The sequence below is a fragment of the Pseudomonadota bacterium genome (assembly GCA_034660915.1).
In the GTDB taxonomy this organism is placed as follows: domain Bacteria; phylum Desulfobacterota; class Anaeroferrophillalia; order Anaeroferrophillales; family Anaeroferrophillaceae; genus DQWO01.
The window spans coordinates 4,072-14,064 of sequence record JAYEKE010000091.1 but is presented as its reverse complement, the minus strand read 5'-3'; the positions used below and the strand labels follow the sequence as shown (position 1 = coordinate 14,064).

Here is a 9,993-nt window from a genome sequence, read left to right as displayed (position 1 = left end):
TCCGCCGCGAATCACGTCGTGTGATTCGTTCGGCGGCCAATACCGCTATGAGCCAAGCCCGAACATCCTGTAATATATCTATGATAATACAACTCAGAAACTTGGGAAATAAGGTGAAGAAAAGCACCGGAGAGGAATTATCAATGGATGAGAATCGACTGGTTGCAAAAGATCTGGTAAAAAAATATGGTCAGCGAACCGTTGTCAACCAGGTTTCCATTGCCATCCAGTCCGGTGAAATAGTCGGGTTACTGGGACCCAATGGTGCCGGGAAAACCACCACTTTTTACATGATTGTCGGCTTAATCAAGCCTGATGTGGGAATTTTACTTTATAATGATCATGATATTACCCGCCTGCCCATGCCCCAAAGGGCTCGACAGGGAATCAGCTACCTGCCCCAGGAAGCTTCCGTCTTCCGTAAGCTTACGGTTGCGGACAATTTGAAAGCCATCCTGCAAACCCTTTCCCTTAGCCCCGCAGAACAGGAAAGCCGACTGGAGGAGTTACTGACCCAATTCGGGTTGAATCATATTCGTAAAAATAAGGCCATGACCGTCTCCGGTGGAGAAAGGCGGCGGGTGGAAATAGCGCGGGCACTGGTTCTTTCACCAACGTTTATCCTCCTGGATGAACCTTTCGCCGGCATCGATCCCATCGCCGTCAATGATCTGCAAACCATCATCGCCAGCCTGCGTCAGAAAAAAATCGGGGTGCTGATCTCAGACCATAATGTCCGGGAAACCCTGGGAATTTGTGACCGGGCGTATATATTGGACCAGGGGGAAATTATTGAGGAAGGCCCTCCGGATAAGATCGTCACCAGCTCCAAAGCTCGAAAGATATATCTGGGTGATGATTTCAAAATGTAATGGCATCGTAAAAACTTCAATCATCAAGCCTTCACTCTTTTTCACTTGCCTTTTTTTTATCTGTCGGCTATAATCCATGGTATTATTTTTGCATAGGCAGTACCTTTTTTATTCAGGTTAAATTAGTGATTAGCTATCAGCCTTCAGCTCTCGGCTCTCAGCTCTCAGCTATTAACTCAATAATTACAAGATGTTCAATATTATACATATTCACCCGATGGGTGTTGTTGCTAATCAACGTAAAACCATGATTATTAAAAGCTAAATGCTAATGGCTAACCGCTATTAGCTTAGGTTCAGGTTATTGTTTTTCATATGGCCATTAATCTCAGTCAAAACCTCCGTTTAACCCAATCCCAGCAGCTGGTACTGACCCCACAGCTACAACAGGCAATCAAACTATTGCAACTCAACCAGCTCGAGCTGGCGGCAATGGTCAGCCAGGAAATGGAAATCAATCCGGTCCTTGAAGAAACAATGGACCCCCCCCCCGAAGTTGAAGAAGACGACGACAATAACCCTGAAAAAACATCCCAACAAACAGCTGAAACATCATCAACCGACGCCCATGATCAACAACAGGAAAGCCGTGAAGCATTGCGGGAAATGGACTGGAGCCAATACTGCGACAATCGGGGGGTCACCGGAAGCAATCGTTCGAACTATAATGATAATGATGATATGCCGGCGTGGGACTACAATCTTTCCAAAAACGCCACGCTTGCCGATCATTTGCTCTGGCAGCTGCAGATGACACCGTCGCTGAGTAAACTGGATAAGCATATTGGTGAAATTATTATCTACAACATCAATGAAGATGGTTACCTGGATACGGTGGTTGAAGATATTGCCATGGAAAGTGCGGTATCGGTTCTTGAAGTGAAAAACATTCTCAGCAAAATTCAAAAATTTGATCCAGTTGGCATTGCCTCAAGAAATCTTAAGGAATGCATCTTGATCCAGATGAATTATATGGGCATTAATGATGAATTAAATACCGCAATCATTAACGAACATCTCAACCTGCTACAGAACAAGAATTACAAAAAAATTGCCCACCTGCTGAAAGTTGACGAAGAACTGGTTCTAGAGGCAATAAGAAATATTTTGACCATTGACCCCAAACCTGGCAGACAGTATAGCCAAAATACAACCCAGGCAATCACCCCGGATGTTTATGTTTTCAAACATGATGGCGACTGGATCATCGTTCTTAATGAAGAGAGAACCCCACGGCTGTCTGTAAGTCGTTATTACCGTGACTTGGCTGACCAGCAAAAGGGCTTTAATTCCATGACCAGGAATTATCTGATTGAAAAAATCCGTGCCGCCCAATGGCTGATAAAAAGCATAGAACAACGGCAAAAAACCATTAAAAAAGTCATGAAAAGTATCCTTCATTTTCAACAGAATTTTTTCAATCATGGAGTTCACCATTTACACCCGTTAATTCTCAGGGATGTTGCCGATGACATCGGCATGCATGAGTCAACCGTCAGCCGGGTAACCCAGAACAAGTACGCTCAGACTCCTCATGGGATTTTTGAACTGAAATACTTTTTCAACAGCAGCATCAATCGGGGTGACAACGACATCGCCTCTGAGAGTGTAAAACAGAAAATAATTGAAATTATCGCCAACGAATCACCAAGCAAACCGGTTAGTGACAAAACAATAGTAAAAGCTCTCCAGGAAAAACATGATATTACCATTGCCCGGCGCACCATTGCCAAATATCGAGATATGCTAGGGATTCTCTCATCCAGCCGACGGAAAAAACTTATGTAGTATTCATCCGGAAACATCAGTTTCTGGATGGAAACGACCTAACTATTAGCTTATTTACTCAACTTTCTTAGTTGCTCTAAAAACACCTGTCTGCCGACAGATAGGGCTAAAAATAAATCTCCAGGGATGTTCCGGCATGGCTCTCGCTCATTCTCGCCGGCCGTCCATGGCCTGCCTGTGCGTGCCGCACGCAGACAGGCCGGCTTCCGAGGCGTCCGCCGCGAATCACATCGTGTGATTCGTTCGGCGGCCAATACCGCTATGAGCCAGGCCCGAACATCTGGCAATATATCCTTGGCAATGCAAGTCAGAAGGTTGAGTTATTCACTAATTTTCTGAATAATATAGCTTGATTGCTGGTAACTATTCAGCTTTAGCCAGCTAGTAGCTTGATTCCGCAGGGGACTGAATTTTTTTCACGAAAACCGGAAGACAGATTAAATTTTTTCATTTTGAGATGGTACTAAAATCAATTAAATATCGATATTGTTCGGTGAAAATCATTCTGTCCCCGAAAAAGACTGCAGGTAAAGACAACCCTGCTGAATAGTTACGATTGCTGAAAGACAAAAACAGCGGTAATTTTATTGACACAAAAACACTGGTCTGCTAGTTTTTATTGTGATTTTTTGCGCGGATAATCCGCGCTATTCAGCAACAGACATTTTCAAAAACAAGGGGGAAGGCATGAACATTAATGTGGTATTCAGGCATATGGAAACAACGGAAGCGTTGAAACAGTATGCTATAGATAAGGTTTCAAAGATAAAAAAGTACATTGATGCCCCGATAGAAATCCATGTGACTCTATCAGTCGAGAAGTTTCGGCATATAGCTGAGGTCAGTTTCAACATTAACGGTTTTGTCGTCAAAGGCCAGGAGGAAACTGAAGACATGTATGCCGCCATTGACATGGTTATGGACAAAATAGAACGACAGGTTCGCAAATACAAGGACCGCTTGAAAAATAAACGTGGAGCAGGTAGTGCTGAAGAAAGAATGCAGGTTGAAATGAATGTTCTGGCGGTGGAACACAACCTGGCAGATACCACCCCCCAGGTTATAAGAAGCACCAACTTTCCCATAAAGCCCATGGATGTTGATGAAGCGATCATGCAGATGAATTTAATTGACAATGAATTCCTGGTCTTCCGCAGTGACAGCAGCAACGAAGTTAATGTCATTTATCGGCGAAAAGATGGAAACTACGGTCTGATCCAACCCACTGATTGATACCTTCAGGCTTTCTTGACATTATGATTACAAGCCCACTTACTGCCAGTCTTTTTGCTCTTTCGCTAAAGTTGCAGAGAGGACAAGGACTTTATTTATTGGATAAAGCAAATGAAAATCACCGACTACCTTAATGAATCTCTGATCATCAGTGATCTTGATGGAGCAGATAAAAATACGGTCCTGAAAAAGTTTTCTGACTGTGTCAGTCAGCAATTTCCGCAAATACCGGCCGATGAAGTTTTTACTATCTTAAAAGAACGGGAAGATCTTGGCAGTACCGGTATCGGTGGCAGCATCGCTATTCCTCATGGAAAGACAAAGAAAATTGACACCCTGATTGTCGAGTTTGCCCGCAGTCATGAAGGTATTTCTTTTGACGCCATTGATGATCAGCCGGTAAAATTCTTTTTTTTACTCCTTGCCCCGGAAGATTCCGCGGGCCTGCATCTTAAAGCCCTGGCAAAAATATCCCGAATGCTTAAGGACCCGGAATTCCGGAAACGGCTGGCTGAGGCCAAAGATGCAACCGAACTTTTTCAGCTCATTCAAGAGAAGGATGACCAGGAGTAATGCATCCGGACAACCTCCTAATAGCCAGCAGCAAAAGATGAAGAATGAAAATAATAACCGTCAGCCAATTGCTGGAGAACGAAAAAAGTTATGATCTGCAACTTGTTCCACTTAACCCGGCAGCCGAATACAACCGGATTATTTCCCACTACCGGATACAGAAACATGGACTTGCGTTTGCGGGATTCACCAAATACCTGGATCAGGAACGTATTCAGTTAATCGGCAAAACAGAAACCGATTACCTGGAATCCCTCGATAATATCAATTGCACAGAGATTGTAACAAAACTTTGCCAGCGTGATGTGGCCTGTTTTATCATCACTACAGGCCTTGCACCACACCCCATACTACTGACGCAAAGCAATATTCACCACATCCCCATACTTCAGACCCAGCATAGAACTTCCAGATTCATTATCAGGATCAACCGTTTTCTGGAGGACTATCTATCCCCAACTACAACCATTCACGGGGTATTACTTGATATCCACGGAGTTGGTGTTCTGCTCATTGGAGAAAGCGGCATCGGAAAAAGTGAATGTGCCCTGGACTTGATTCAGCGCGGTCATCGACTGGTGGCAGATGATGTCATTCATGTCCACCACATCCCGCCCACCACCCTGGTGGGGTCAGCCCACTTACCGGCAAAATATCATATGGAAATCAGGGGACTGGGGTTGATTAATATTGAAGATATTTTCGGAGTTACCGCTATTCGCGAGCAAAAACGCATTGACCTGGTCATCAAGCTGATACCCTGGGATCAATATGATAATGGTGACCGACTTAACCTGGAACAAAAAACCCATACTTTACTGGGAGTTTTTTTACCCCTGCAGATTCTGCCGGTCAGTCCCGGACGCAACCTGGTCACCATTATTGAAATCGCCGCCCGCAACCACATGCTGACCAAAATGGGCAAAGCACCGGGCAGGGATCTTCTGGAGCAGCTCAACAGAAAGCTGGAACAACAGTCGCTATGAATCAGCAAACTCAGATCTCCCCAGTCATCATTCTGACCGGACTCTCAGGAGCCGGCAAAAGCTGTGCTTTGAATGTCCTGGAAGATCTGGGATACTTTTGCATTGATAACCTGCCGATGACTTTTTTGCCAAAGTTCATTGAACTGTCAGGCACATTTTCGCCAACCAGAAGGGGAATCGCCCTGGTTATGGATGTCCGGGAAAGAGAATTCCCCGAACTATTTCCGAAAGTTTTTTCTGCTCTGCAGCAGAAAGATAAAAGGCTGAAACTTATCTTTCTCGAAGCCCGGGATGAAACGCTGATTAAACGATTCAGCGAAACCAGGAGAAAACATCCACTGGCAATAACCACATCGATTGTTCAGGGGATTTCGGAAGAACGAAAATTATTGTATCCCATCAGGACACTGGCCGCCCATATTGTTGACAGCAGTAACCTGACCGTACACCAACTTAAGCAGCAGATAATCAAAATCGTTGCCCCTGAATCAGGTCCTGAAAAATTATTTATTTCCCTGATCTCTTTTGGTTTCCGCAACGGGATTCCAGCGGAAGCCGACATTGTCATGGATGTCAGATTCCTACCCAATCCTTACTTCACCCCTGAGCTGAGGGATAAAACCGGTCTTGACCGGGAGGTACAGGAATTCGTCGTGAAGCAGGAAACCAGCCAAACATTTTTTAATCACTTCAGCAACCTGCTACATTTTTTAATTCCCCAATACCAGGCAGAAGGAAAGACCTATCTGACCATTGCCATCGGCTGCACCGGCGGGCAACACCGGTCTGTCAGTATAAGCTGCATGCTGAAGCAAAAGCTTGAATCCAGTGGACACCAATTACAACTGGTCCACCGGGACATCCCCTTAGGAAAAGGAACCTCAGGAAAATGATCGGCATAATTATTGTCACCCACCACTCCCTGGCAAAAAATCTGAAGGAAACCGCTGAGCAGATTGTTGGGCCATTACCTGAGATAGAGAGTTTCAGCATCTCAGAGCAGGATGATGTGGAAAAGGTTAAAAAAAGCCTGGCAGCAGTTATTAATACAATGAAAAAAAACGGTCTCAAAGTCATGATTCTTACCGACATGTTTGGTGGCACACCTTCCAATATCAGCTTTTCATTTTTTGAACCGGAGAAAGTAGAAATAATTTCAGGGGTTAATCTGCCGATGATCTTAAAGCTGGCAACGGAGCGGCAGAAACAAAGTTTAAGTGAACTGACGGTGTATATTACTGAATATGGACGTAAAAATATTTTTTCGGCTATTGAATTTTTGGGAAAATGACAACTCTGCTTGTACGTGTCGATGATCGCCTGATTCATGGTCAGATTGTGGAAGCCTGGATACCATATCTCAATATCAACCAGATTATCGTAGCTGATGATGAGGTTTTCCACGACCCATTTAAAAAAAAGATCATGGGAATGTCTGCCCCTCCCATGGTAAAGGTTCTGATTAAAACCGTGGCGGATGCAGTCAATTATCTGAAAAATGATTTCCTGCACCCCATATCGGCATTTCGTACCATGATGCTGGTTTCTTCGATTGAGGCCACCGATCAGGCAGTGAAACTGGGGCTGCCTTTCAACCGCCTGAACCTGGGAAATATTCATTATCAAAGCGGAAAAACTCAAATTTCAGCTTCAATTTCCCTTAATCGCCCGGAAGTTTCTTTACTGGATGATATCAGTCAGCGGGGTATTTCTATCTTTGTTCAGCCGGTACCACGAATCCCCCCTCAGGATATCTTCCCTTTAATCAGAAAAAAATTTATGCTATCACCTGAATCGAAAGGCTAAAGGCTAATCGCTTAACTTAGGCATTACAATCTACCATTTGGCCACAGGCACCAGCAACGATCATAATGGATATTTTAGTTTCTCTTACAGCCGCGTTAAAAATTGCCGGAGTCGGAGCATTACTGAACCTGGATCGTACTGCCTGGGGACAACTAATGATCTCCCGACCGGTAGTGACTGCCCCGATTATTGGGTTGGCATGCGGGAATGCGGCAGTTGGACTACTTGTCGGCGTTTTGATTGAACTCCTCTGGATTAATGAGCTGCCGGTAGGCACTGCCATCCCCAGCGATGACACCCTGTTCGCCGCGGTAGCCAGCGGAGTTATCACAACTATTGTCACTTCCCAAAATGTAAGTAATCCGGTCAATATTGGTTCATTGATTTTCCTTGTTCTTGCAACCATGATTCCCCTGGCATCCCAGGGAAAGAAAATCGATATCATGGTGCGAAAATATAACGAGAAAATTTTAACGGAGATGGAAACCCGCCTGCTGGTCGGTAATCCTGAGCAGGCAGTTTCACTGCATTTAAAAGGATTGATACACTTCCTGATTTGCAACTTTTTGGCCATATTGGTCAGCAGCGCCATACTATTGCTGGCGATGCCATATCTTCATTCATTAATTCCTGCAAGCATCCGAAGAATTATGAATGGCTTGCTGATAATTTTCCCCCTGGTTGGCATTGCCACTCTGTTAGCGGGAATCCATAAAAAAAATATTCTGACACTCTTTATCTTGCTGGCTTTGGGCTTCAGCTTCTTACTGTAACCTAAGCTGAGCTATTAGCGGTTAGCCATTAGCAATTAGCTTTTAAAAATCATGGATTTACGTTGATTAGCAACAACACCCAACGGGTGAAGGTTGGTGGTAAACATTCGACTACGTTTTCAGAAAAGATAAAAATACTCTCACAGAGGCACAAAGTCACAGAGAACCCCAGTCATTTGCCCTCTGTGACTCCGTGTCTCTGTGAGAAATAATAAAAATTTGTCAATCTATAGACAAAGTCGAATATTTACGGTTGGCGATATTAAACATATTGTAATTATTGAGCTAACAGCTAACTGCTAAAAGCTAATCGCTTAATTTAGGTGTAACCGACATTGGGTCATTAACCTTTAGCTTTAGCTATCAACGTCTCACATTTTCAAACTGTCTCGATTGGGGTCAGTGCTTGATTACCGGCGGCAAGAAATCTACTTGAAAAATCAGAATCCAGACCCGCCGGTTGGCAAGCTTTGACCCCGTCGGAGAGGGCGAAGCAAAGCTGCAAACCAAGTGAGAAGTTGGAAGTATTTACCATTAAGGAAATTGCAAGCAAATGGAACATTCAGGTTAACCATGAATTTTAGCATACCCCTCGAGCAGCGAATTTTTCTGCGTAGCCTTTGCTGGCAGGCATCCTGGAATTTCAGCCGGATGCAAAACATGGGACTGGCCTACGCCATTTATCCCCTGTTGGATCAACTGTATGGAAATGATCGCGAGAAGCTGACAAGAAAAATAAAAAACTACCTGGATTTCTTTAATACTAACCCAATCATGGCGGCAGCAGTGCTTGGTATACATATCAACCTGGAAAAAAATGGCCAGGGTGAATACGGACTGCTGCTGGGAAAGAACCTGAACTCTCTCTACGGCGCCATTGGAGATGCTTTTTTCTGGAACGGGCTCAAACCGGCAATGGCGTCTTTAGCTGTTTTAATCTATTTTATTGGCGGCGGATTCTGGGCCCCATTAGCCCTGTTAATCGGGTATAATCTCATTCACCTGAGCATCCGCTACCTGATCTATATTCAGGGGGTCAGGCATGGACTGAATGTGGTCAGCACCATCCATCATTGGCAACTGCCGAGATTGAAGGTGATAATAAACTATCTGACCGCCGGATTATTGGCTCTTAGCATTCCGTTTCTCCTAAGGACGATGATTCCTGTCCCCACTTGTTTTAAACCTCTTTCGTTACTCACCGTCGGCATCATTTCCCTCTTTGCCTGGCGGATAAAACGGGGAATGTCAATGTTTCAGGCATTGCAGGGTGCAAGTCTGATAATACTTATGGCGATGATTGTAAACTATTGGTTTCGGTTCTGTTAACAACCAAAGTACAATATTACCATTCTGGGTCAGAGAAAACGGCAGGTGAATATCGGAAGTGAAATGAGATTATGTTAAAAAAAGAATTTATCATCATCAATAAACTGGGATTACATGCCCGGGCGGCTTCTTACCTGGTTAAAATTGCCAACTCCTTTGAGGCTGACGTCCACATCGGTAAAGATGAACTTCAGGTTAACGGCAAAAGCATTATGGGGGTGCTGCTGCTGGCGGCATCCCAGGGAAGCACCATTCAGGTGGAAACGAACGGCCCGGACGAAGAACAGGCTTTGGCAGCGCTGGATGAGCTGATATCGGATGGATTTGGTGAGCTGGAAGAATAATACCTAAATTAAGCGATCAGCTTTTAGCAGTTAGCTATTAGCTCAATAATTACAAGATGTTTAATGTCACCCACCTTCACCCGTTGGGTGTTTTACTAATCAACGTAAAGCCCTGATTTTTAAAAGCTAATTGCTAATGGCTAACCGCTAATAGCTCAGCTTAGAATAATAAATAGTTTCTATCCGTAAACTGCTGTTTCCGGATGAGCACTAAATAAACTTTCAAGAAAGCAGGGACCATGAATCAAACTGGTAACAATCAATGTACTTTACAGGGCATCGGCGTTTC

11 protein-coding genes are annotated in these 9,993 nt (G+C 44.2%); all 11 read left to right on the top strand.

Features of this window, described 5'->3' with window-relative positions; all coding sequences use genetic code 11:
• Positions 1–143: 143 nt before the first annotated feature.
• On the top strand, positions 144–872 hold the full coding sequence (gene lptB / locus U9P07_05435; GenBank protein MEA2108845.1) for an LPS export ABC transporter ATP-binding protein: 729 nt from the start codon (positions 144–146) through the stop codon (positions 870–872).
• Between the two features lie 315 nt (positions 873–1,187).
• Positions 1,188–2,660, top strand: coding sequence for an RNA polymerase factor sigma-54 (gene rpoN / locus U9P07_05430; protein ID MEA2108844.1), 1,473 nt, complete (start codon positions 1,188–1,190; stop codon positions 2,658–2,660).
• Positions 2,661–3,347: 687 nt separating this feature from the next.
• Positions 3,348–3,893 carry a ribosome-associated translation inhibitor RaiA gene (raiA, locus tag U9P07_05425; GenBank protein MEA2108843.1) on the top strand — a complete coding sequence of 182 codons (546 nt, stop codon included), beginning with the start codon at positions 3,348–3,350 and terminating at the stop codon, positions 3,891–3,893.
• 111 nt (positions 3,894–4,004) lie between these two features.
• Positions 4,005–4,466: a PTS sugar transporter subunit IIA gene (locus U9P07_05420; GenBank protein MEA2108842.1), complete on the top strand. Its 462-nt coding sequence runs from the start codon at positions 4,005–4,007 to the stop codon at positions 4,464–4,466.
• Positions 4,467–4,510: 44 nt separating this feature from the next.
• Positions 4,511–5,452 carry an HPr(Ser) kinase/phosphatase gene (gene hprK / locus U9P07_05415; protein MEA2108841.1) on the top strand — a complete coding sequence of 314 codons (942 nt, stop codon included), beginning with the start codon at positions 4,511–4,513 and terminating at the stop codon, positions 5,450–5,452.
• Positions 5,449–6,345, top strand: a complete 897-nt coding sequence (gene rapZ, locus U9P07_05410) for an RNase adapter RapZ (GenBank protein MEA2108840.1) — start codon at positions 5,449–5,451, stop codon at positions 6,343–6,345. Before hprK ends, rapZ begins: the two co-directional genes overlap by 4 nt.
• Positions 6,342–6,743, top strand: a complete 402-nt coding sequence (locus U9P07_05405) for a PTS sugar transporter (GenBank protein MEA2108839.1) — start codon at positions 6,342–6,344, stop codon at positions 6,741–6,743. Before rapZ ends, U9P07_05405 begins: the two co-directional genes overlap by 4 nt.
• A complete protein-coding gene (locus tag U9P07_05400; GenBank protein ID MEA2108838.1) occupies positions 6,740–7,258 on the top strand; it encodes a PTS sugar transporter subunit IIB in 519 nt (172 codons plus the stop codon). The genes U9P07_05405 and U9P07_05400 overlap by 4 nt, the downstream gene beginning before the upstream one ends.
• 65 nt (positions 7,259–7,323) lie before the next feature.
• Entirely contained in the window at positions 7,324–8,031 is a 708-nt protein-coding gene (locus U9P07_05395) for a PTS sugar transporter subunit IIC (protein ID MEA2108837.1), read from the top strand.
• Between the two features lie 573 nt (positions 8,032–8,604).
• Complete coding sequence (locus tag U9P07_05390; protein MEA2108836.1) at positions 8,605–9,360, top strand: PTS system mannose/fructose/sorbose family transporter subunit IID; 756 nt, start codon at positions 8,605–8,607, stop codon at positions 9,358–9,360.
• Between the two features lie 71 nt (positions 9,361–9,431).
• On the top strand, positions 9,432–9,704 hold the full coding sequence (locus U9P07_05385) for an HPr family phosphocarrier protein (protein ID MEA2108835.1): 273 nt from the start codon (positions 9,432–9,434) through the stop codon (positions 9,702–9,704).
• Positions 9,705–9,993 lie beyond the last annotated feature (289 nt).